The 23222-nt window shown below is 31.1% G+C and carries 16 protein-coding genes; 6 read left to right on the top strand and 10 right to left on the bottom strand.

Annotated features, from left to right (window positions below):
* Positions 1-51 precede the first annotated feature (51 nt).
* From DEA20_04605 to DEA20_04585, 5 genes are all read right to left on the bottom strand, one after another.
* Positions 52-2244: an ATP-dependent RecD-like DNA helicase gene (locus DEA20_04605; protein HBS48448.1), complete on the bottom strand. Its 2193-nt coding sequence runs from the start codon at positions 2242-2244 to the stop codon at positions 52-54.
* Between the two features lie 73 nt (positions 2245-2317).
* Positions 2318-3025, bottom strand: a complete 708-nt coding sequence (locus DEA20_04600; protein ID HBS48447.1) for a hypothetical protein — start codon at positions 3023-3025, stop codon at positions 2318-2320.
* Positions 3026-3141: 116 nt separating this feature from the next.
* Positions 3142-4653, bottom strand: a complete 1512-nt coding sequence (locus DEA20_04595; GenBank protein ID HBS48446.1) for a hypothetical protein — start codon at positions 4651-4653, stop codon at positions 3142-3144.
* 215 nt (positions 4654-4868) lie between these two features.
* Positions 4869-5309, bottom strand: coding sequence for a hypothetical protein (locus DEA20_04590; GenBank protein HBS48445.1), 441 nt, complete (start codon positions 5307-5309; stop codon positions 4869-4871).
* 169 nt (positions 5310-5478) lie between these two features.
* Positions 5479-8061, bottom strand: a complete 2583-nt coding sequence (locus tag DEA20_04585; protein ID HBS48444.1) for an ATPase — start codon at positions 8059-8061, stop codon at positions 5479-5481.
* A gap of 116 nt (positions 8062-8177) precedes the next feature.
* Here DEA20_04585 and DEA20_04580 point away from each other — a divergent pair, with 116 nt between their 5' ends.
* Positions 8178-9065: an aldolase gene (locus tag DEA20_04580; protein ID HBS48443.1), complete on the top strand. Its 888-nt coding sequence runs from the start codon at positions 8178-8180 to the stop codon at positions 9063-9065.
* A gap of 134 nt (positions 9066-9199) precedes the next feature.
* Complete coding sequence (locus DEA20_04575; protein HBS48442.1) at positions 9200-10402, top strand: hypothetical protein; 1203 nt, start codon at positions 9200-9202, stop codon at positions 10400-10402.
* Positions 10403-10482: 80 nt separating this feature from the next.
* On the opposite strand, the gene DEA20_04570 is transcribed toward DEA20_04575, so the two are convergent.
* Positions 10483-10965: a hypothetical protein gene (locus DEA20_04570; GenBank protein ID HBS48441.1), complete on the bottom strand. Its 483-nt coding sequence runs from the start codon at positions 10963-10965 to the stop codon at positions 10483-10485.
* A gap of 262 nt (positions 10966-11227) precedes the next feature.
* On the bottom strand, positions 11228-11368 hold the full coding sequence (locus tag DEA20_04565) for a hypothetical protein (GenBank protein HBS48440.1): 141 nt from the start codon (positions 11366-11368) through the stop codon (positions 11228-11230).
* Positions 11369-11662: 294 nt separating this feature from the next.
* Between DEA20_04565 and DEA20_04560 the strand changes: the two genes are divergently transcribed.
* A complete protein-coding gene (locus DEA20_04560) occupies positions 11663-11938 on the top strand; it encodes a GIY-YIG nuclease family protein (protein ID HBS48439.1) in 276 nt (91 codons plus the stop codon).
* A gap of 220 nt (positions 11939-12158) precedes the next feature.
* Here the strand turns inward: DEA20_04560 and DEA20_04555 are convergent, their stop codons facing one another.
* The 3 genes from DEA20_04555 to DEA20_04545 all read right to left on the bottom strand — a co-directional run bounded on the left by DEA20_04555 (position 12159) and on the right by DEA20_04545 (position 20341).
* Positions 12159-12707, bottom strand: coding sequence for a hypothetical protein (locus tag DEA20_04555; protein HBS48438.1), 549 nt, complete (start codon positions 12705-12707; stop codon positions 12159-12161).
* A 51-nt stretch (positions 12708-12758) separates the two neighbouring features.
* The gene (locus tag DEA20_04550; GenBank protein HBS48437.1) at positions 12759-16313 is read right to left on the bottom strand and encodes a hypothetical protein; all 3555 of its coding nucleotides are present in this window, start codon (positions 16311-16313) and stop codon (positions 12759-12761) included.
* 407 nt (positions 16314-16720) lie between these two features.
* Positions 16721-20341 (bottom strand): hypothetical protein, encoded by a 3621-nt coding sequence (locus tag DEA20_04545; protein HBS48436.1) that lies wholly within the window; start codon positions 20339-20341, stop codon positions 16721-16723.
* 239 nt (positions 20342-20580) lie between these two features.
* On the opposite strand from DEA20_04545, the gene DEA20_04540 reads away from it, so the two are divergent.
* From DEA20_04540 to DEA20_04530, 3 genes are read left to right on the top strand one after another with little or no spacing between them, the layout of a single operon-like run.
* Positions 20581-21153 carry a hypothetical protein gene (locus DEA20_04540; GenBank protein HBS48435.1) on the top strand — a complete coding sequence of 191 codons (573 nt, stop codon included), beginning with the start codon at positions 20581-20583 and terminating at the stop codon, positions 21151-21153.
* Entirely contained in the window at positions 21150-21443 is a 294-nt protein-coding gene (locus tag DEA20_04535; GenBank protein HBS48434.1) for a hypothetical protein, read from the top strand. The genes DEA20_04540 and DEA20_04535 overlap by 4 nt, the downstream gene beginning before the upstream one ends.
* A 15-nt stretch (positions 21444-21458) precedes the next feature.
* The gene (locus DEA20_04530) at positions 21459-23138 is read left to right on the top strand and encodes a hypothetical protein (GenBank protein ID HBS48433.1); all 1680 of its coding nucleotides are present in this window, start codon (positions 21459-21461) and stop codon (positions 23136-23138) included.
* Positions 23139-23222 lie beyond the last annotated feature (84 nt).

Here is a 23222-nt window from a genome sequence, read left to right as displayed (position 1 = left end):
TAAGACATTTTAGATTAAAGTTATATAAAAAATGTTTTTATTCAAGAGGTTTTATCTAGCTTCGAGATCTGTTGTCAAAAATTCTTTCAAAAATGTATTTCTAATTACGCTTTTATTATTTTTGATACCCATAGCGATAGCTCTTGGTTGTCCAATGAAAATACATAAATTTTTGGCTCGCGTGATTGCTGTGTAAATCAAATTGCGCTGAAGCATAACAAAATGTTGCATAAATATTGGAATAATTACCGCTTTGAATTCGGAGCCTTGGCTTTTATGTATCGAAACAGCATAAGAAAGAACAATCTCATCAAGTTCGGTAAAATCATAGTCTAAAACACGTTCACCAAATTTTATTTTTAATATCTGGTCGGTTCTATTAATATCTGTTATTTCTCCAATATCCCCGTTAAAAACAAATTTGTCGTAATTATTTTTGATCTGCATAACTCGATCATTAATTTTATAAACTTGCCCAAAACGCGCCACCTGTTTTTCTTCATTATTTTGCGGATTTAAAATCATTTGTAGCTCTTGATTTAATCTTTGCGTTCCAACAACGCCACGATTCATTGGACAAAGTACAATGGAATCTTGAGGCGATATTTTATATTTGTTTTCTAAATTCGCATAAATTTGACGAAGCAGAGGAAAGATATTTTCTGGTAAATCTTCTTTGATAAATTTGAAATCGTTTTTGGATCCTACTCTTGTAGATGTTGGAAACTCACCGTGATTAATTCTGTGTGCGTTTACGATGATCATACTATCTTCTGCTTGGCGGAAAATTTGCGTTAATCTCAAAACTTCGACTTGATTTGATGCAATTAAATCGTTTAAAATATTTCCCGCGCCAACCGATGGAAGTTGGTCGACATCTCCTATCAAAACTAAATTGGCTTGAAGGGGCATTGCTCGTAGGATAGAATTCATCAAAAATACATCGATCATTGAGGCTTCATCGACTATTAAAAAATCTAGCAAAAGAGCATTTTCTTCATTTCGATTAAAATTCATGGTTGTTGGGTTAAATTCTAAAAGACGGTGCAGAGTTTCAGCAGATTTTCCAGTTCCTTCGAACATTCTTTTTGCAGCTCTTCCTGTTGGTGCAGCAAGTCTATAATTAATTTTATAGTTGTCTAAAACTTCTAGTAATTTTTTGATCAAAGTTGTTTTACCCGTTCCTGGACCACCTGTGATGATTGTAATTTTTGATTGTAGACAACTTAAAATTCCTTTTTGTTGGTCTTCATTTAGTTGTTTTCCGTAAGAATCTGTAGCAGAAACTGTTTTGTAAATTTCGTTAAAATCTAAATAAAAATTTTTAGCATTATAATCTTTTAATTTTTTGATTTTGTTAGCGATGCCTTTTTCTGAATAATAATATTTTGGAAGTGACAAATAATGTTTTTCATTATTAGTTAGAAGCTTAATTTTTTCTTCGAGATAAAGATTATTGAGTGCAGCTTTAACTAAAGATTTAGATTCGTCACTTTCTTCTAGTTCTAGCATCTTAAAAAGTTGATTTTTCAGTTCATCAATTTCCAAGTAAAGGTGGCCATCATTTGTTGCTTGTGATAGACAAAATAAAATTCCGCTTTTTATGCGCATTGATGAATTTTTTTCAAATCCAAGCTTGAGGGCAACTTGATCTGATATTTTAAAACCAACACCCCAAATATCTTCTGCTAATCGATAAGGATTTTCTAAAATCTTTTCAACCGATTCTTTACCATAAGTTTTATAAATTTTGGTGGCAAACGATGTAGAAATATCTTTTTCTTTCAAAAAGACCATGACTCGAGAAATTTCTTTTTGAGATTGCCAAGCTTCGATGATTATTGAAACTCTTTTTTCACCGATGCCATCAACTCTGAAAAGTTCATCTGGCGTTTCATCAATCACCTCAAGAGTTCTTTCACCAAAAGTCGCTACCAATTTTTCTGCATACTTTGGACCAATTCCTTTGATGAGCCCACTGCTTAAATATTTTTTTATGCCTTCGACGTTTGATGGTAGTTTTGCTATGCATTCTTTGACTTCGAATTGTCTGCCGAATTTTGGATGAAAGCCCCAAATTCCACGCAGCGTAACAGATTCTCCCTGGTGGATCGCAGGCAAAATTCCCTTTGCGGTGATATTTTCTTTGGAATTTACTTTGACAATAAAAATTGAAAATCCACTTTCTGGACTTTTAAAAAGTTCTTTTTCTATTGTGCCGTGAATTTCTACAATTTCATTCATAATTTTTTTCAAAAATTAAGGGTAAAAGAAAGCTCTTTTACCCTTTTTATGTAATTTTGTTTAAATGTTTAAATTATTTTGATTGTTCAAAAGTTCCTGCGAAGTAAGGTCCTTTTTTTAAAGCTTCAATTTCTTGTTCGGTTCTTAATTTTTTATCTTTAATCCAATCAATTGATTTTTCTTTTGTATAAGGATTTAACAACATCCAAAGAGGGTTTGTAAAAATATAGAATTCTGTGCAAAGACTTTTAGCTTTTTTTATAGTTGTAACTTCATCAAGAAAAAAGGATTCAATTTGTTCTTTGGTTTTTAAATCACTTTTTAAAAATTTAAGAAGGATAGAATCATTTAAATCGATTTTTACTTTAGAGACATTGGTAAAGGACCATTTTACAAGTTCTTCCATCATTTCTTTATATTCATATATATAATTCAAAAATACAGTTCGAGGTTTGATCAAATCCTCTTTTATATGTTGAATAACTTTATCGTTAGACTCTTTTTTTTGTTCTTCAGAGAAAGACTTTGTTTTTATATATTCTGCTTTTAACACCTCTAAAGATTTTAGTGCGTCTTCCATTGTTAATAAAATTTCTGCTGAAAATTCGCCGCATCTAGAATTATTTTTCAATTTTGAATCAATGATAGATACATATGCGTGTTTATAAAAACCTTTGTGTTCATTAGAAGGTGTTTCGGTTGTCGGATTAGTTGCTTTTATTGTTAAAGACATGCTTGAAATTACTGTTATTGCTGCTAGCAAATGTTTTTTGTTAAACATATTAAATCTCCTTAGATTTTTAATAAATTCGTTATTACTACAATGCTTCATTAATACTTCCTAAACTTTTAACAGTTTATATGCGAAATAAAATAAAAAAGCAAAATTAAATAATTTTAAAAATAAAAATTTAGTTTTGAATATAAGGTCCAATCTCGTCCCATTCTTCTGCTAACAAAAGTTGCATCGCCTCCGATACCAAGATTGATTTTAGAACCTTTTTTTAATTTTATATCGTAAGATATTTCACCTGCTAATTTGTGCTGAAGCGCTCTATCAATGAAAGCTTCATCGACTTTTAAAGAATTCATATTGATATCTTCAATTTTATGTAATTTTTCAAAAATCTCTCTTTCCTGTAGATAAAAATCATAAGCAGCTCCAAAGGTCCATTTTTTGTGTTTCCAATCAGAGCCAAATGTGAAGTTGAGAATTCCCCCGGGTCTTACGGTAACATCATATTCTTGAGGCGCAATATATTGATGCTTAAATTCTTCTAAAAGTTTATTTTTTTCTGATTCAGCAGCATTGTTTATATATTCAGGATCTTCTATAGTCCTTTTTTTTAAAATTAATCTTTTTTCTCTAGCTGGCAAAAGAGAATCGAATGATACCTTTCCCCATAGATTCATTTTGTTATTTACTAGGCCTAAGTTTACTTCTAAAAAAGGTCCGATGCTAAAGTGTCCATCATTACCGAGTTCCGGATATATAAGTAAATCTCTAGAATTTTCTAAAAGAGACTCGAGAAAGTCATAATCATTAAAATATGTTCTTTGTGGTTTTTTGAATTTACCATCTAATAATATTCCTGTAGCCGTAGGTAAAATACTAGCTAATCCTAAATGTATTTTTAGATTATCGTTATTGACGGCTTTGACTCCAAATTTTAATTTGGTGTCTCCGATTCCTATTTTTATTCGAGCCAATTCTCTTTTTTTATCAAAAGTGCCGGTGTTGCCAAAATTTTTATTAACTAAATCATTGATTTGTTTTTGATCTTCGTCTGATGCCATTAAATTTCGTTCTACTAGGATTACAGGTAAGGTTGCTTGGAGGCAAAATGAACCTTTAAAAAAATCTGATTTTAAAATAAATCCAGCTTTTCGTTCTTGAATCCAAAGTTTTTTTAACATTGTATATAAGGTTTGAATATCATCTCTATTTGCATCTACACCCTTTGCTGTTTTTATTGCCTGTACTAACAAGGCATAAAATTGACTTTCTGCTGTGGGATTTACGAATACTAAATTTATAAAATTATCAGTAGTTACGCCCGTTTTGTTAGTAGAGTTATAAAATATATTTGTTTGAAAATTACGATTATCAATTCTTAGTGAATTTGAAGTTGCATATATGGTGTTTCTTGTTGGATCTGGTCTTGTCATAGTCCATAGGGGATCTTTAACATTTTGTGACATAAATAATAGTAAATCTTTTTCTTCATTGCTTAATGAAAATGATTCACCGATAGCACTTTTTGTTGCCAAACATTCTGTTGGAATTGAAATTTGTTGAAGTTGTAAAAGATCTTCAAAATCATCTTCATCTGCTTTTATTGTAGTTACGGTTGTAAGTGTAAAAAATAAGATAGCTAAAAGAATGTTTTTTTTCCAAAATTGATTCATTAAAAACCTTAAAATATAAGTTAGATAGCAAAAATAAAATTATTTTTAATTAATCTTTTAGATGACTATTAAATACAGAAACTGGATAAAATGTCAATTTTACTCATTCTTTGAAGTTTTTGCTTATTACTTTAAATATAAAAAGTTTTAGATGAAAATAGGCAAAAAAATAACCTTGTGAAAAACACAAGGTTATTTTTAGAAAATTTAAAAAGTTAACTTAAGCTGTTTAGATATTTTGCAAAATTAGAAGCCAATGAAAAAGCTCCTGTTGTGTTTAAAACAGCTTCGAATTTATTTATGTTTGAAAGATTAGCATTGTGTTTTAAAGATTCGAAAGCTTTTTTAACTTCGTCAAAGTTGCATCCAGGACACTTTAATAAAACAATTCCTGTAATGTTACTGGTTTGGATGGATCCAGATTTAGTCGTTAATAAATTTCTGATTTCTTCACAAAGCTTTTTTTCTTTTTCGGGCAATTTAGTAGCTAATTCTTCAAGTAGTTCTCTTACACCGATTTTGGTTGCTAAGTCAAAATGTTTTTTTGCTTCTATTGAAGGCTGTTCAATTGTTATTGAATTTGCAGCTTTTAAAAAGCCAACTAAGCCTAATGTACCGGCTAAAATAGTGATTTTTACATATTTATTGTTAATCATTATGTGATCCCTTCCCAAATTAAGGTTAAAAAGTTTCTAAGGTGCAAAATATGGCGTTTAATTAGTAGTTTTAGAGTTTTGCATTTTAGTACTTCTACCTTAAATGAAAGAAATCTAAAGTCAAACCGCCCCCTCTGGTTTTTAAAAAAGTGGGGTTTTTGCTTAAAAATTAAAGTTTTTTACGCCTTGATATCAAAATGTTTTTAAATATCTCTATAAAAATTAGTTTTAGTGATGCCAAAGTAAGTATTAATCCCCATTCTATTAGGTTTAATGGTTCAGTTAAAAATATTTTTTGTAAGGCTGGAGCGTAAATAACTACAATCTGCATCAAAACCCCAACAATTACGGTAAGATTTAACCATTTGTTTTGTAGAATTTTTGTTTTAAAAATTGATTGGTTCATGCTGCGAACTGAAAAAACATAAAAAAGAGAGGTAAGTGAAAAGGCGGAAAAGATTATTGTTCTTAAATGATTAAAATCGAAAGTGTTAAATTTTCTTAAAAAATAATAAATGGAAAATAAGCCTATATCAGTTGTAATTCCTATGACAAAAATTAATATTTTCATATCTTTTGTAAAAATGGGATTATTTCGTGGAAGTGGTTTTCTGTCCATTATTCCATCTTCTGCAGGTTCAACCGTTAATGCTAGGTGCGAGAAGCCATGAGAAATTAGATTGATCCACAAAATTTGTCCAATTGTTATTGGCATTGGAAGATTAAACAATATGGCAAGTCCAATCAAAATTATCTCACCAAAGCCGTGGGCCAAAAGATAAGTCAAAACCTTTTTTATGTTATCGATTATTAGTCGTCCTTCATAAACAGCATCGGTAACAGTTGCAAGATTATTATCAAGTAAAACCATATCTGCAACTTCACAAGCAAGGTCAGATCCACTGCTGAGAGCTATTCCGATATCGGCTGCAAGGATTGCCGGAGCATCATTTACTCCATCTCCGATCATTGCTACAGAGTTGCCCATACTTTTTAAAATTTTTACGATTCTAATTTTGTGGATTGGGTCGATGCGCGCGAATATTTTGGTATCAATTATCTTTGTAGCAAGTTCTTTGTCAGACATTTTTTCAAGTTCTGCGCCTGTGATTATTCCATTTTGCTCCACGATAAGACCTATTTCTTTTGCTATAATTCTTGCTGTTTCGGCATTATCACCTGTCAAAATGATTGTTCTAATTCCCGCATTTTTTAATATTTGTATACTGTTTGCCGCTGTGGGGCGGAGTTTATCTTGGAGATATATTAAACCTGCAAAGGTTAGATTATTTAGATCTTTTTTTAGGTCTATTGTTTTTTGGTCTTTGTAAGTAAATGCCAAAACGCGAAAACCGCTGGAAATTATTTTTAAATTTTCTTCTTCAAAATGTTTTCTTTCTTCAATTGTTAAATTACATAAAGGTAAAATAACCTCAGGTGCGCCTTTGAGTACTAATTTTTGCCCAGTATCAGACTTGTGCAATGTTGCCATATATTTTAAATCTGAAGAAAAAGGAATTTCGTCGATCAATGGAAATTGGTTTTGCATTTCTGATGGTTTGATTCCTATTTTTTCTGCTGCTTCTACTAATGCTTTTTCTGTTGCGCTTCCTATCCAGGTTTTAGACTCGTTATTATAAAAGACATTGTTATTTAACGCCGCAAGCTGGAGAATGTTTTCTATTTCTTTTAGTTTTGTTAAATCGATTGCGCCCTGGTAGTTTTGAGTAATGATTTTTGAAACGGACATTTTTCCTTCTGTGAGCGTTCCTGTCTTGTCTGTACAAATGACAGAAATATTTCCTAAAGTTTCGGCCGCAATTAATTTTTTGATAAGTGCATGCTTTTTGAAAATTCGCTGCATTCCTATTGCGAGTGTGATGGTTACGGCTATTATCAAACCTTCGGGAATCGCTGCGACGGTTAGAGCTGTTGCAACTCCTATTAAATCTACAAGTGGGATTTGTCTTATTAATCCTATTGATAAAATGATTAACGATATAAAAGTCATTAATCCGCCAATGAACCAACTGAATTTTTTTAATTGATCTTGGATGGGAGTTAGCGAAGTTTCTGGTGTTAAAATCAAATTTGCGATTTTTCCAAATTCTGTTTCTTTCCCTGTTTTTACCACTATTCCTTCAGCGCGACCGTTTATAACAAATGTCCCCATAAAAGCCATATTTTTTTGATCTGCAAGTGTTACTTTTTCTTTTAATATAAAAGTATTTTTTTGCGACGCTTGTGACTCTCCGGTCAAAATTGATTCTTGAATTTCAAAGTTAAAACTGTTTGTTAATCGAATGTCTGCAGGGACTTTGCTACCTGCTGTGAGCAAGACGATATCGCCAACAACTAGATTTTTAGTATCGGTCAAAAATGTTTTGCCATTACGTTTTACAATGCATTTTGAAATTTCAAAAGTGCGTAATTTTTCTGCTGCCTTATTTGCTTTGTATTCTTGAAAAAACCCTACAATGGTATTTATCATAGTTGTGACAGCGATGATGATCGCATCTTTTAGATCGCCTATTAGCAAACTTAGTATGGTTGCGATTACCAAAATAAATATTAAAGGATTTAAAAATTGAGAAATAAAAATAGAAAAAACGGTATCGCTTGACTTTGATGGTACAGAATTGGGGCCAAATTTTTTTAAGCGTTCATTTGCCTCGTTGCTTGATAATCCTATTTTCACATCTGTTTTTAAATTTTTTGCGATTTCTTCTACTGGTATTTGATAAACTTCCATGTACTAGCTCCAAAATTTTTATAACTTATTAAAAAATTGACTAATTAAATTGAATATTAATAAATATAGATCGAATGTTTCAAGTAAACTTTGAAAGTTAACGAAGAGGTAAATAAATGAAAAATAATAAATTTAGTATTCCTTTGACTGTTCCTACCAAATCAAAGGCTATTTATGAAAAAAATTATGATTCGATGACAAGGGGAAGTGGAAAATTATTTTTGTTTGCGGCTGATCAAAAAATAGAACATTTAAATCAAGATTTTTATGGTCCAAATTTACCGGCTTTGTGTAATGATCCAAAGTCGCTTTTTGAAATAGCTAGCAAATCTAAAATAGGCGCTTTTGCAACTCACTTGGGTTTAATTGCAAGATATGGTGAAGAATATTCAAGTGTTAACTATGTTATAAAGCTAAATGGCAAATCAAGCATTGTTTCTACAGCCCAAGAAGATCCGTTGAGTTTGTTTTTGGTCACTCCGCAAGAAGTAGTAGATTTTAAAAATCAATCGCAATTAAATATTGTAGCAATGGGATATACAATTTATTTAGGAAGCAAATATGAAGCGCAAATGATGCGTCAGGCTAGCGAAATGATTTTGCATGCGCATCAAAACGGAATGATTGCAATTTTATGGATTTATCCTCGCGGTCAGGCCATTAAAAATGAAAGAGAAGCGAATTTGCTAGCAGGAGCTGCTGGTGTAGGTGCTGCTCTCGGTGCAGATTTTATCAAAATAAATCCTCCGATCAGTGAGAGTTTAAAGAAAAATGGAGAATTGCTCATGCAGGCTACTCAAGCTGCAGGTAAGAGCAGAGTGATTTGTGCTGGCGGTTCTTTGAAAGACGAAAAGGCATTTTTGCAAGAATTGTATGATCAAATTTATATAGGTGGAACATCTGGGTGTGCTGTAGGCAGAAATATTTTTCAAAAAGATGTTTCGGCGGCTATTAAATTTTGTGACTCGATAGCTTCTGTGGTTTTTGATGGCAAAATTCGCTAGTTTAGGGCAGTTGCGAAAAAATATATGGTTGGTAAGCTTCTTTTTAATAAAACTGTATTTTATAGCGAATATTGAAGGAATTTTAGCATTTTTTATTGAAAAATTGCTGTTTTTTTAAAGAGGGGCTTTATTTTATGTTTAAAAAAATCAATTTATTACTCTTTTTATCATTTTCTTTGCCTAACCTTTTAGCAGAGAAAGATTGGTATGGTAATTCTGCTGAATCTAAAAATTCTAAAGATTTTACATATGTAGTCTCTTCTTTTAATGAAACCGGTTTTGAAATATCGGAAGCTATAAAAGAAGCTGCTAAAAAAAAGAATGGTTATTTGAATGAATCGAAACTTTTTGATGCACAAATAATAAAAGATACAAAAGCTGTTAAGAAAATTTTGAAAGAAAATGTTAAAGCTGAAGAATGTTATACAAAAACAATTGATGGCGTTGATATTTCTTATTCTTACATTGCTCGTGGTGGTGATAACGTGATTATTGTTGCTCCTGGATTTACCAATGCGAAAGAAACGATGGCCCCATTTGTTGAAATGTTTTGGAACAATCGAGATTGTGACATTGTTTTGATGAACTTTAGAGGCCATGGCGATTTGATGAATAAGAGTAAAGACCAAGGACGTTTAAACAACTTTTTTAAGAAATTCTTAGAAGTAGATTTATCTGTATCAAGATTTGGTTTTAAAGAAGAAGAAGATATTTTTGCTGTTGTCAAAGCAGTGAAAGAAAAAAAATTAGAAAAAGATAAAAAGCAATATAAAAAGGTTATAGGTCTTGGTGTGTGTTATGGTGCAATGCTTATGGCCAAAGCTCAAGGCTTGAAAAATAAGGAAGGCGAAAAATTGTTTTCCGACCTTATTTTGGATGGTTGCTGGTTATCGCTCAAATCTATTATTGATAATGGAAAGAATAACATGGCTTTATTTTTTGATCCACAACATGGCGGTTCAAAATGGGGAATAACAAGTGCTGAATATTGCATAACTGCTGTTTTACAACGTTGGCCGGTACAAATGTTCTTGATGTGGCAAGTTAGCAAGCTTTCGGATAATAAATTGAATGATGATATACGAGTTACTACTTATTTACCTAATATAAAAGATACAAATGTTTTGATGTTTTATAGCCGAAATGATCTTGTAATTTCAAGGGATTATTTTGAGACTATTTGGGAAACTATAAATGTTCCAAAGGCTGTGGTTATTACATCAAATCCACATGTTAGAAACCATTTGAAACAAAAAGAACTTTATAAATTTGCGTGTGATAATTTTATAGCGCATGGCCCACAATTTTTTGTGGAATCTCAATTTAAAGTGAATTAAAAATTTAAATTAAACATTCTAAATATTAAGAGATAAATCTTTATAAAGATTTATCTCAATCATATCCCTTTAAGAAGTTTTTAGTGTATTCCGTGTAAAATTGTATCAGCGTCACGCAATCTTTCGAGATATTTGTCATTATAAATGTCATAAGGCTCTTCTGCCTCCAACTTTCCATCACGGTGAATAATCAATCTAAATCTGTCGTTATGAAAATGTCCTATGCTATTTTTATTATTTTCAATTATACTACCGCTTCCATTAGCATATATCATTGTTGTACAAATTTGATCTAAGACCATTCGTGAAACTGTCATATAATGCGGTCGAGAACTATTGAAGTCGTTATCCATATACATATCATCACCCAAAAGCATTTCCTCGAAAGCCGGAACTACTTTTTCTATGGAACCATCATATATTGAACGTGAGATATGAACAGGAGCAGCTGTTTTATTAATTACGCTTACTATTTTTGTTATTTTACCCTCAACATTAATTGTAATAACTGCAAATCCTAAAATAGTAATAAATATAAGCAGCATTTTTTTAAGCTTATTCATATAAGACCTTTCTTTAAATATTTTTTGGCTTTAGACCATCAGACGATTAAATTTTAATACAATTTTCCATAATTCGAGATTAAGTTTATCAGAAGTTTTATTCCAACGCCATTCACATTCTTTAAGATGTAATTTAACGTGAGTTCGACGTTAAATTAAATTTAAAAAACCGCAAAACAACTTTTCCTGTCATCCTTGCGTAAGCGAGGATCCAGTTTTAATTTCAATTAATTTCTTTCCATTTTTGGATTTGAGGCTTCGATTAATTGTAACTTCTACTCACGGCACCAATGTTTAACTTGTTTTTGTGCTCATAAATTCGTCTTGCAATATTATTTGTCACACCAATATATAAAGTTCCATTTGTTTTAGAGCATAGAATATATACGTAATAATTTTTCATTTTGATACTACTTTTGATAAATGCATGAAAACTGGATCCTCGCTTACGCAAGGACGACAGGAGGTGATGTATATTTAACATACATAAAAATGTTTATTTTCATATAAAATCATAAAAGTTTAGATTAGTAAAAGATGTGGGTAATGATAAGTGCCGTGGAGGTGGTATTTTAGAGAGCCGAAGTTTTTATATTTAATTAGCATTTATGAACTTACAAAAAGGGGTATGAATTCCAAAAAATTCATACCCCTTTTAATCTTTATTTGACTGTAACCTTCTTAAGAAGGTTATACGTTGTCATTTTATGTTTACATACTCAAATGTGATGATAATTCCTACTACATAGGGCATACTGATAATCTTGAAAAAAGAATTTCGGAACATAAATTTAGAAAGTATAGTGGGTATACAAGTTCAAGACTTCCAATTCAGATAGTCTTTACACAAGCCTTTGCTACTAGATATGAAGCGCTTATGGCAGAAAGACAAATGAAAAAATGGACTCGAGTAAAAAAGGAATTACTTATTTCAGGGGGATGGCAAGCATTAGCAAACAGGGATAAAAAGTAGGTTTAAGCATGAATCAATTCAAAATTATAAATCCCTGATATTAAAATAAAGAAGTTCGCACCCATTCGACTACGCCATAGAATGGCTTCGCTCAGGGCGAACGGAAGTAAAAATTCAAGAGTCTGACTAAGATAGCTAAAGGTTTCAAAAGAGGTCTATTCTAAGTATTAGGCGGTAAAGATTTTAAAATCTTTACCGCCTTTTTATTTTTAGAGAAATTTCAATCTATTCCGTGTAAAATTGTCTGAGCTTGGGATAGTCCTTCAAGATCTTTTTGATCATCAAGTACTGCATATTCCTTTATATGTAAACTTCCATCACAATCAATAATCAAGATGGCAGCTTTTGATATATATAAACATTCGTTCCAATCAGTAAGCAATTTGCCTCTTCCTTCATCAAGCGCTATGATCTTTCGAGTTTCTTTAATTAAATTTTCTTCAATTGTTTCACCATTTTTATCAAGAGATAAATACGAATATATGGAGCGGTTTGATACTGGTACCCATCGTGAAACACCAATAATCTGAAATATAGGCATGTCGAACTTCATAGATATATCATATCTACCATACACAGACATTTCACTTTGTGGTAAAACTACTTTTTCTACAGAACCATCTCCACATAGACATGAGATGTGAGCTTCATATTGTGTCTTATTTATTACTTTTACTATAGTTGTTATTTGTCTTTGAGCGCTGATTGGATAACTTGAAAACATTAGCGTTGCAACCATTGTAAACAGTATTTTATTTAACTTATTCATACTAAGACCTTTCTTTAAATATTTTTTAATAATTGACGCTTTGTAAGTATATTACTTTGATATTGTGATTTTTTTAAGAAGATCTTTTAATGTTTTTTTATTTTTCTCATCGAATTCAAAAAGTTTATCTATTATTTTTTCGAAAGTTTCGACAGTTCCCTTTTTTAGTTCTTTGAAGCTTAAAATTACAAATTTCATTTTTTCAAGTAGTGTCCATGCAGGAATCTCTTTGTAATTTCGCATCAAAAATGGAAGAAGTTCTTTGAGCGTATTTAATGTTTCTTCATCTGTAGCTGTATCAAGAAATTTTAAATATGACTGCAATAATTTATCGCAATCTCTTCCACTCAAAACAACACTTTTTACTAATGCGGTTTTAAATACTTTTGCCAAATCTTGTTTATTTTCTTGTAAGAATAGAGCGCTATTTTTTAGAAGCTTTTCTTCTAGTGGACTAAAGTAGTGACCAACTTCTGCCTGCATTGCCGAAACTCTAGCTAAATAAAGTTCTTTCTCTTCGCCTTCGAGTTTTCTTACAACTTTATCTTCATTTATCTCAAAAACATCGTCAGTAGGATTTTGTCCGAGTGAAAAAATAACAGCAGCTTTTTCTTCTAATCCTCTTTTGAGATAAACGTTGTACAAAGTCTGAGCTTTTTGTGATGCGATTTCTTGTGGGACATCAATATCTTCAAAAATATCTTCATTTGCAAAAGTGAGTTTTTTCATTAAATAAGTTTCGCGATGGCCCATTTCTTCCGCAAAAGGATTTTTGTAAAAACTGTTGTATGCAAAATTAAAGAAATCCATTTGTGGTATGTCTACAAATATTTCACTGAATGTTCTGAAATATTCATTAGTTCCCATGGCGAGTATTACCGGTACTTTTTCTTCGATTATTACTTTGTTTTCGACATGATCTATGTATGTTACCAAAACATTTTTGTTTGCAACGACAATATCTTTTGGCTTATTGACTTTAACTACTTTTCTATCTCCTTCTTGCACTATTATGAAGCGATCTTGCATACTGTTTACTCTATTGATTATTTGTAAGTCTCCATGGATATCTGCAAGGTAAAATGATGTTTGATTGCCAGGGATTCTAATTTGTGGATAATTGACTATATCTCTTAAAACTCCGACGGTTCTAAACATTCTTGTAATCCAGGCAAATAAATTGGTCGTCATATCTTTTGCTGCGTCAGATTTTAATAAATTGAAAAACGTATCGACAGCTGGGAAAAATAAATTGGTATCTACCATTCCACTTGTTGATATATCTGCAGTTGATGCAACAGATAAAAACATTTTATTGTGAGTTTCGGGAGTAGCACTTTTTGTTTTTTGGTGAGCATTCAGCATCTTAGCAAGTTCAGTATTATAAAAATCATTGATCATAACCCTTTCCAAAGCGGATAAATTATCGCCTCCCATGTAGCAAGTTAGAACATATGTGAACAGTGTGCCTTTTTCTTCTAGATCTCTAATCAAATCTAAAAAGTAAGGTAGAGAAAGATTTACAGCGATAGCATTTGTAGGGTTTTTTCTTTGCCTTAAATAACTCCAGCCATGACCTTCTAATTGAACAATCCGTCCACGCTCTTTGACGTTGGTCAAAACATTTTTTATCGATTCGACAGTTTGTTTGCCAAATTCATCAGCAGAGATATCGCTTTTTGTCTTTAAATCTATTTTTGAAAATTTTTTGTGAGTTAAGCTTTGCGGGTTAAACCCTAGCCATCTAAGAATAGCAATATCTGATAATTTTATTGTAGAAGGGATAAAACTTTTTATATATTCTTTTGGGATGATAAGCACAGCGGATTGATTATTATTAACAATGAAAAAATGAAAACTGTTTTCTAAATCCAAATCGATTTTATCTGCTTTTCTTATAAAGTCAGCATTAAATAATAAATGTTTACCGAAGATAAGACAAGGCTCTTTTTTATTTTGAAGAATTCTTACAAGATTCAAACTTACTGCTCTTGGTCCATGTGATTCGCCATCTTGGTCAATGAAAATAGCTAAATGATGCAAAGGAACTTGAGGAATATTCTTTTTAGCATCGTTAATAGTTTTTTCAAAAAAATCATTAACTCTTTTGGGTTCAAATTCTCTGAATAATTCGCGAGTCTTTTTCAGTAGCTGTGCATCTTTCATTATAAGAGGTAGACAGGCTTGGTGTTGAAATAAAATTGAAGGTAGTAGAATTTCACCCAAAATACGCTGCTGAGATTCTTCGTCCATGCTACTTTTCTTTTGCATCGCTTCGGTTAATGCTTTAACTAAAATAGCAGGATTATTTGTAGCATATGGAAAGACTAGTTGACCTTCATTATTAGTTCCAAACAGTGGTGCGTTTTGTTTTTCAAGTGCGGCTGCAAATTTTGGTGCATTTTTTTTAACAGGTTCATCTTCTTCTAGTGCGGTATAAAGCGGTGTTCTTGAGTATTCATCTATGAACGATAAGATATTGGCTATTTGCGCGCTTTGTGTAACTTTTGTCCAAAATTCAATTTGATTTGGATTGTCATTAGCAAAATGCAGGATTGTTTGACCATTGTTGTTTCTTGTATCAATACTTGCTCCATTTTCTAATAAATATATTAAAAGATCAGAATTTTGTTTCCTTGCAACAGTATTGATAAATGGAGTATCTCCATTGAGATTTTTTGCATTTAAATATTCAGCAGGGTTTAAACCATTTTTTTTCAACCAATTGATTAAAATTTCTGCAATGTTTTTATTTCCAATGTGAAAAAATACAGTGTTGTCGTAACCATCTTTCGCATTAATATCTGCGCCATTATCGAGTAAAAAAGAAAGTAAATTGCTATTTCCATAACTTACTGTAAATCCTAAAGCTGTTTGTCCTTCTTCGTCTTTTGCGTTAATATCAACAGAACCATCCCAAACAGATTTGAAAAAGTCATTAGTTTGATTTTTAGGATCTATCTCTTTCAAAATTTCAAACGCTCCTTCAAAGTTGTGCTTTTTTATTTCTGTTCTAAATGGATTTTGTTTTTCTTCTTTTTCTTTTTCTAGTTTTTTTGCTTCTTCTTTGAGTCTAGCTTCTTCTCGGAGTTTTCTTTCTTCTTCAAGTTTTGCTTGTTCTTTTCTTATTGCTTCTATTCGAGCGGCATCTTCTGCTTGTTCTCTTAATCTAAATTCTTCGAATTGTATTCCGCGAGCATGTCTTTCAATATCTTCTTTTAATTCTTTTTCGGCGGATTTTTTATGAGCTTTTGCTTGTTGTAATAGTAGTTCTTTTGTTTTTATGCGATCAGTCTTTGTATCTTCGAGATGTTTTTCAGCGTAAATTAATTGCGATTTATATTCTTCGCCCCAAAGAGATCCAAATTCTGATTTAACTTTTTCAAGTTTGATTTTTATTTGTTTTATTTCATTTTCATATCGTTTTATTGGTTCATCATAGCGTTTTAAATATTCTTCATTGTGTTTTAGAGCAGCTTCGTAATCTTTTTGAATTTGTTCAACCCTTTGATTTATTTGCTTTTCAATATCACCATTCGCACTTTGTATATTTCCCAAAATACATCCGATAAACAAAGCTAAAACTATAATTTTTGCAAGTTTCATTTATGTTTTTCCTTTTTAAAAAATTAAAAGTTAACTACCTTATCTTTTCTAGAAAAAATGGGATGAAAAAATCAAGAAAATAATAATAATAATAATAATAGTTTAGGAGCTTTTTTGAGTTTTAAAGGTAAAGCTTTAAAAGAAAGTTTTACCGATTTTTTATTTTTATCCTTTACTTTCAACTTTTTAATTTCTTAAAATCAACTGCGCAATTTCATAATAAAAATTTAGTGGGACATTTTGTGGCGACAATTTTTAGAGAAAATAAGTTAATCTTTTTAGCACGCGATTTATCGTTGAAATCAAAAATGTGGTATTTTAGAGAGCAGAAGTTTTTATATTTAATTAGTATTTATGAACTTATAAAAAGTGGTATGAATTTAAAAAAATTCATACCACTTTAATCTTTATTTAACTGTAATTTTCTTTAGTAGATCTTTTAATGCTTTTTTATTTTTCTCATCGAATTCAAAAAGTTTATCTATTATTTTTTCGAAAGTTTCGACTGTTTCCTTTTTTAGTTCTTTGAAACTTAAAATTACAAATTTCATTTTTTCAAGCAGTGTCCATGATGGAATTTCTTTGTAATTTTGCATCAAAAAAGGAAGAAGTTCTTTGAGCGAAGTTAATATTTCTTCATCTGTAGTTGTATCAAGAAGTTTTAAATATGATAACAATAATTTATCGCAATCTCTTCCACTCAAAACAACACTTTTTACTAATGCGGTTTTAAATACTTTTGCCAAATCTTGTTTATTTTCTTGTAAGAATAGAGCGCTATTTTTTAGAAGCTTTTCTTCTAGTGGACTAAAGTAGTGACCAACTTCTGCCTGCATTGCCGAAACTCTAGCTAAATAAAGTTCTTTCTCTTCGCCTTCGAGTTTTCTTACAACTTTATCTTCATTTATCTCAAAAACATCGTCAGTAGGATTTTGTCCGAGTGAAAAAATAACAGCAGCTTTTTCTTCTAATCCTCTTTTGAGATAAACGTTGTATAAAGTCTGTGGTTTTTGTGAAGCAATTTCTTGTGGAACATCAATATCTTCAAAAATATCTTCATTTGCAAAAGTGAGTTTTTTCATTAAATAAGTTTCGCGATGACCCATTTCTTCGCCAAAATCTGCAGGGTAGAAACTGTTGTAAGCAAAATTAAAAAAATCCATTTCAGGTATGTCTACAAATATTTCACTGAATGTTCTGAAATATTCATTAGTTCCCATGGCAAGTATTACAGGTACCTTATCTTCGATTATTACTTTGTTTTCGACATGGTCGATGTACGTTACCAAAACATTTTTGTTTGTAACGACAATATCTTTTGGTTTATTGATTTTAACTACTTTTTTATCCCCTTTTTGTGCGATTGTGAAGCGATCTTGCATGGTGTTCATTCTATTGATTATTTGTAAGTCTCCATGGATATCTGCAAGATAAAATGATGTTTGATTACCAGGTATTCTGATTTGTGGATAATTCACAATATCTCTACGAACGCCAACGGTTCTAAACATTCTTGTAAGCCAAGTAAATAGATTTGGCATCATATCTTTTACTGCGTCAGATCGTAATAAGTTGAAAAACGTATCGACAGCTGGGAAGAATAAATTTGTATCAACGTCTCCGCTTGTTGAGACATCTGCTGTTGATGCAACAGATAAAAACATTTTATTATGAGTTTCGGAAGTAGTGCTTTTTGTTTTTTGATGGGTATCCAGCATAGTTGCAAGCGTTGTATTGTAAAAATCATTTATCATAACTTTTTCCAAAGCTGATAAATTGTCACCCCCCATGTAACATGTTAAAACGTGTGTGAACAATGTGCCTTTTTCTTCTAACTCTCTAATTAAATCAAAAAATGCGTTTAAAGGTAAGTTTACCGCACGCTCATAAATAGTATCTATTTTTTGTCGAATATAACTATATCCATGTCCGCTTACATATACAATTCGTCCACGTTCTTTAACATTAGTCAAAACATTTTTAACCAGATTAATAGTTTTTTCCCCAAATTCTTTAGTTGGAATTATTTGCTCTTTACTGAAGTCGATATTGGCAAATTTTTTATGAACCAAATTTTTAGGGTTAAAACCTAAAGATCTTAGCCAAGATAAATTTGACAAATTTATTAGAGATTTATCGCTTACATTTCTTGCGGCATAATTTTTAGGAATAACAAGAACAGGAAAAAATTTATCATCATTGATTGTAAAAAAATAAAAGTTTTTTTCAAAATCGAATTTTTCTTTATGCAGGTTTGTGGCCGCATGTTTTAGTACATGGCCACCTATAACGAGACATGGTGTGCCTGCTTGTTTAAGCATTGATGTAAGTTTTACGCTCATAGCTTTATTAGTGACATCCCATTCATCATCTTTATCTATAAATATAGCTAAATGATGCAAAGGAACTTGAGGAATATTCTTTTTAGCATCGTTAATAGTTTTTTCAAAAAAATCATCAACTCTTTTAGGTGCAAATTCTTTAAATAGTTTTTTAGTATTTTGCAGTAATTTTGGATCTTTTATTATAAGGGGTAGACAGACTTGGTGTTGAAATAAAATTGAAGGTAGTAGAATTTCACCCAAAATACGCTGCTGAGATTCCTCGTCCATGCTACTTTGTTTTTGCACAGCTTCGGTTAATGCTTTAACCAAAATAGCAGGATTATTTGTAGCATATGGGAAGACCGGTTGACCTTCGCTATTGGTGCCAAACAGTGGAGCATTTTGTTTTTCTAATTCTTTTGTGAATTGTGTTACATCTTCTCCTTCTTCTAAAGCGCAGTATAGAGGGGTTCGATAGTATTCATCAATTGTTGGTAATGTTGGTGTTAGCTCAGTAGTCTTGGCTATTTCGATCCAATAACTAATACCTTTTGGATTTGCATAAATAAAATGAAGAAAAGAGCGGCCAGCGTTATTCCTTGCGTTAATATTTGCGCCATTATCTAGTAAAATTTTTAGTGACTCAGTTGCACTATGCATTGCTGCAACCATTAAAGGCGTATTTCCATCGAGGTCTCGGTCATTCAAATATTCAGCAGGATTTAAACCATTTTTTTTCAACCAATCAATCAAAATGATTGCAATATTTTTAGTGTTAAGGTAGAAGAAGACCGTTCTCTCATATTCTCCTTTTACATTTGCATCAGCACCATTTTCGAGTAAAAATGTAACGAATTTATCAAGGCCATGCATCGCAGCAACAATTAATATTGTGTTTTCATCTTTATCTTTTGAGTTGATGTCAAAAGAAGGGTCCCAAATAGATTTAAAAAAATCATTAGTTTGGTTTTTACTTTCTATTTCCGAAAGTATTTCACAAGCGATTTTAAAATAATGAAGGCGTATATTATCTCTAAATATATTTTTTTGTTTTCCCAAGGTAGTTTCATCTTCTTTTTGTTTAGCTTCAGCTTCAATTTTAGCTTTTTCTTTTGCGAGTTCATCTTCTTTTTGTTTTTTTTCGATTGCAATTTTAATTTCTTCTTTAAGGCGTTTAGCTTCTTCTTGTATGAGTCTAATCTCTTCCTCAAGTTGAGCTCTTTTTTTACTTATTGTTTCTGTGATTTGATCTGTTTCTAATTTTAGTTTTAGGTCTAATTCTTTGCGTAGTGTAAGGTTAGCTATTCTTTGGATATGATATGCTATTTCGTCTAGTATTAGATTTTTTCTACTTTCTGCGTTTTTTAAAAAAATTTCTATGGTATCGAGGTATATTTTTATTGCGTTTTCAAGACGTTTTTCATGATCAACCAGTTGTGATTTATGATATTCAATTGAATCTTGTGATTGTGATTTTTCAAGATTGCTTTTAGTTTGTTTAATATTGCCTTCTATTTCTTTAATCGCTTTAAGATTAACTTCTAAATTGTGTTCATATGGTTTTAATATTTCGTCGTCGTAGTTTTTTTGTATATTTGCAATTGCACGGGATATTGCTTCTTCTTCTTCCCCGCATTTAATTCGTATATTTCCCAAAATGCTTCCGATAAACAAAGCTAAAACTATAATTTTTGAAACTTTCATTTATGTCTTTCCTTTTTTAAAAATTAAAAGTTAACTACCTTATCTTTTCTAGAAAAAATGGGATGAAAAAATCAAGAAAATAATAATAATAATAATAGTTTAGGAGCTTTTTTGAGTTTTTGAGATAAAGCTTTTAAATAAAGTTTTACCGATTTTTTATTTTTATCCTTTACTTTCAACTTTTTGATTTCTTAAAATCAACTGCGCAATTTCATAATAAAAATTTAGCGGGATTTTTTGTGGCGATAATTTTTAGGGAAAATAAATTAATTTTTTTAGCACGCGATTTATCGTTGAAATCAAAAATTTTTATGCCAATTTTTGTCATTGTTATTTTATTTCTAATTTTTAAAATTTTCTTTTTCAATTCTATAAATTCAAATATTTCAAATCTAAATAACTCTTTGCAGCAGGGTGAAGCTTTACGCAATCAGTTACAATCAAAACTTGATGAGCTGCAAAAGCTGGATAAAGAGAATGAATTTTTAATTTCGAATGTAAACCAAAAGTGGAAAGTCGAAAAACATATAAAAGTAATTTTGGAAAATTTGGAAAAGAAAAATTTAAGATTTTTAGACTTAGAAGAAATAAATCTGCCAACAAAAGCTAAAGATAAAATTTATTCAAAAAAATTATTCTCATTAAAAGCGGAAGGTTCATTTGATAGTTTGTTTTCCTTTTTTGATTATCTAGCGAGTAAAAGTTCTTTTTTGAAAGTTAAACAAGTGGTGATCAAACGCATGGATAGTGGTTTTTTAAAGGTGGAAATACTATTTAGGGTTATTGATTTTATAGATTTTGCAAAATTATGAAAAATTTTAAATTTTTATTTATAACATTTTTATTATCTGGTGTGGCTGTAAATGCACGTGATCCATTTTTCGTAAACAGTCCAAAATCGCAGAAAGATATTCAAGAACATTTTCGATTGTCGGCTGTTTGTAAGTCGGATGAGAAAATGGGTGCGGTTATCGTTTGTGGCAAAAAAAGTTATATAGTTTTTGCAACTGATCCTGTGGAAAATTATAAAGTAACATCAATAAGGTTTGAGGATGTGATTTTAGAAGATGATGATAAAAAAATTACTCTGCATCTTAGCTAGAAGGGTGAGCTTATAATGAGCAAAATTTTAAAAATAATTTTAATTTCATTTTTAAGTTATGGTTTTGTTTGTTGTGATGAAACTATTATACCTAAAGAGCTTTTTGATTTATCACAAGTTCCTCCACTGCTTACTGATTTGGTAGAAAACGAGCAGCAAATTAAGGAAAAAGAAGATCGCGCAATGGTGCAAGATGTTGTTAGCAAAATTGTTAAATCTTCGGACAAAGAACTTGAAGCTGAAGCCAAAATACTTGCAAAAGATAAAAATAAATTTCAAAAATTTTTGACCCATTTGCCACAGGCTTTAGCCATAGAGCATTCTAAAAAAGAAGAATTGCTTTTTGATGGAGAGATTAGGAAAAATTTAGAAAAACAATTTGATGAAAAAGAGTTAGCTGTAAAGCTTTCAATATCTTTGAAAAATACAAAAATATCAGATTTGATAATGCTTGCTAGCAAATTAACAAAATTAAATTTTGTTGTGGATCCTGATATTGATGTGATGGTACCAAGTTTAGATTTAAAAGATGTTTCGCTTGCATCATTTTTGAAAATTTTGTTTTCATTTAGCAAAGAAGAGCTAGTTTTAACTAAAGAGATGAATGTTTATCGCGTCGCAAAACTTTCAAATATTTATGAATCTTTGAAAAGAAAAATTTTGGGCGCAAAGTCTGAAGAGTTTGAAAGATATTTTATTACTTTAAACAATGTTAAATTTACCGATGAGGTGAAGATTTATATTGAAAACGTTTGGAAATCTCTCTTGGGTGAAGATTTTGGGAAAACAGGATTTTATTTGATTTGTGATAAATTGAGTAAAAAAATACTTTTTAGAGGTCGAGTGCACCAAGTGGGCGAAATGAAAAGTTTTTTGAAAGGTATAGATGTTTTTTTGCCACAAGTAAAAATCGAAGTTCGTATGGTCATTGCAAATAAAGATTTTGAAGAAAGTCTCGGCGTTCGATGGTCTGGAATTTACAACAGAAGAGCAAGTATGGGAAGTGGATGGGGGTTTATAGGAGGAGGTAATCCTTCTGAAGGTATTAAAAACGCTCCAGCTGCACAGTCTGCGGCCGATGTGGTTGATTGGGCGTTAAATTTTTTCCCTGCGGCTGGTGATGCTGGAAGAATGATTAAATTACCGTTTGTTTTTGGTGGTAAAGATTTAAATACAAAAAGATTGAATTTAGAGCTTGATGCTGCTGAGACAAAAGGAGATGTAAAAACAATTTTAAAGCCTTCGATTTTAACAAATCATGGAGAAGATGCAGAAATTTTGGTGGGAAGTAGTATTCCAATAGAAGCTGTTGTAAAAGATACAATTGCGGATAGTTTGCGAGATATTACAACCGCTACCTATAAAGATGTGGGGACAAAGTTAAAAGTAAAACCGCTGGTTTCTGCAGATAAAAAGTCGATTTTTTTAGATATTTATGTTGAAAATTCTAGCGCATCCCAGGCAGCGGGTGCAAAATATCCGACAATTGCTACAACAAGATCGAGCAGTAGGGTTGCCCTCAAAAGCGGGCAAACTACAATGATCGGCGGATTAATAGAAGATACAAAAAATGATTATAAGGCTGGAATACCGCTTATAAGTAATATTCCTCTTTTTGGATACCTCTTTAAAGGAACTAGAAAAAACATTAAAGATCATCAACTTTTAATTTTTATTACCCCTTCAGTTTCTTAAAAATGTAAATTTTTGATAAAAAAACATCTTTTTAAGTTCCTCTTTTATTCAAATATTATTGTTTAGCATTAAAACAAATTGATT

This window comes from Candidatus Dependentiae bacterium (genome assembly GCA_003511165.1).
Taxonomy (GTDB): domain Bacteria; phylum Babelota; class Babeliae; order Babelales; family UBA12411; genus UBA12411.
This window is presented reverse-complemented; position numbering and strand designations above follow the sequence as displayed.

Excerpts from the sequence above, each read along its gene's own strand:
- DEA20_04605 (HBS48448.1), bottom strand. The coding sequence starts at position 2,244 with ATGAATGAAATTGTAGAAATTCACGGCACAATAGAAAAAGAACTTTTT.
- DEA20_04600 (HBS48447.1), bottom strand. The coding sequence starts at position 3,025 with ATGTTTAACAAAAAACATTTGCTAGCAGCAATAACAGTAATTTCAAGC.
- DEA20_04595 (HBS48446.1), bottom strand. The coding sequence starts at position 4,653 with ATGAATCAATTTTGGAAAAAAAACATTCTTTTAGCTATCTTATTTTTT.
- DEA20_04590 (HBS48445.1), bottom strand. The coding sequence starts at position 5,309 with ATGATTAACAATAAATATGTAAAAATCACTATTTTAGCCGGTACATTA.
- DEA20_04585 (HBS48444.1), bottom strand. The coding sequence starts at position 8,061 with ATGGAAGTTTATCAAATACCAGTAGAAGAAATCGCAAAAAATTTAAAA.
- DEA20_04580 (HBS48443.1), top strand. The coding sequence starts at position 8,178 with ATGAAAAATAATAAATTTAGTATTCCTTTGACTGTTCCTACCAAATCA.
- DEA20_04575 (HBS48442.1), top strand. The coding sequence starts at position 9,200 with ATGTTTAAAAAAATCAATTTATTACTCTTTTTATCATTTTCTTTGCCT.
- DEA20_04570 (HBS48441.1), bottom strand. The coding sequence starts at position 10,965 with ATGAATAAGCTTAAAAAAATGCTGCTTATATTTATTACTATTTTAGGA.
- DEA20_04565 (HBS48440.1), bottom strand. The coding sequence starts at position 11,368 with ATGAAAAATTATTACGTATATATTCTATGCTCTAAAACAAATGGAACT.
- DEA20_04555 (HBS48438.1), bottom strand. The coding sequence starts at position 12,707 with ATGAATAAGTTAAATAAAATACTGTTTACAATGGTTGCAACGCTAATG.
- DEA20_04550 (HBS48437.1), bottom strand. The coding sequence starts at position 16,313 with ATGAAACTTGCAAAAATTATAGTTTTAGCTTTGTTTATCGGATGTATT.
- DEA20_04545 (HBS48436.1), bottom strand. The coding sequence starts at position 20,341 with ATGAAAGTTTCAAAAATTATAGTTTTAGCTTTGTTTATCGGAAGCATT.
- DEA20_04535 (HBS48434.1), top strand. The coding sequence starts at position 21,150 with ATGAAAAATTTTAAATTTTTATTTATAACATTTTTATTATCTGGTGTG.
- DEA20_04530 (HBS48433.1), top strand. The coding sequence starts at position 21,459 with ATGAGCAAAATTTTAAAAATAATTTTAATTTCATTTTTAAGTTATGGT.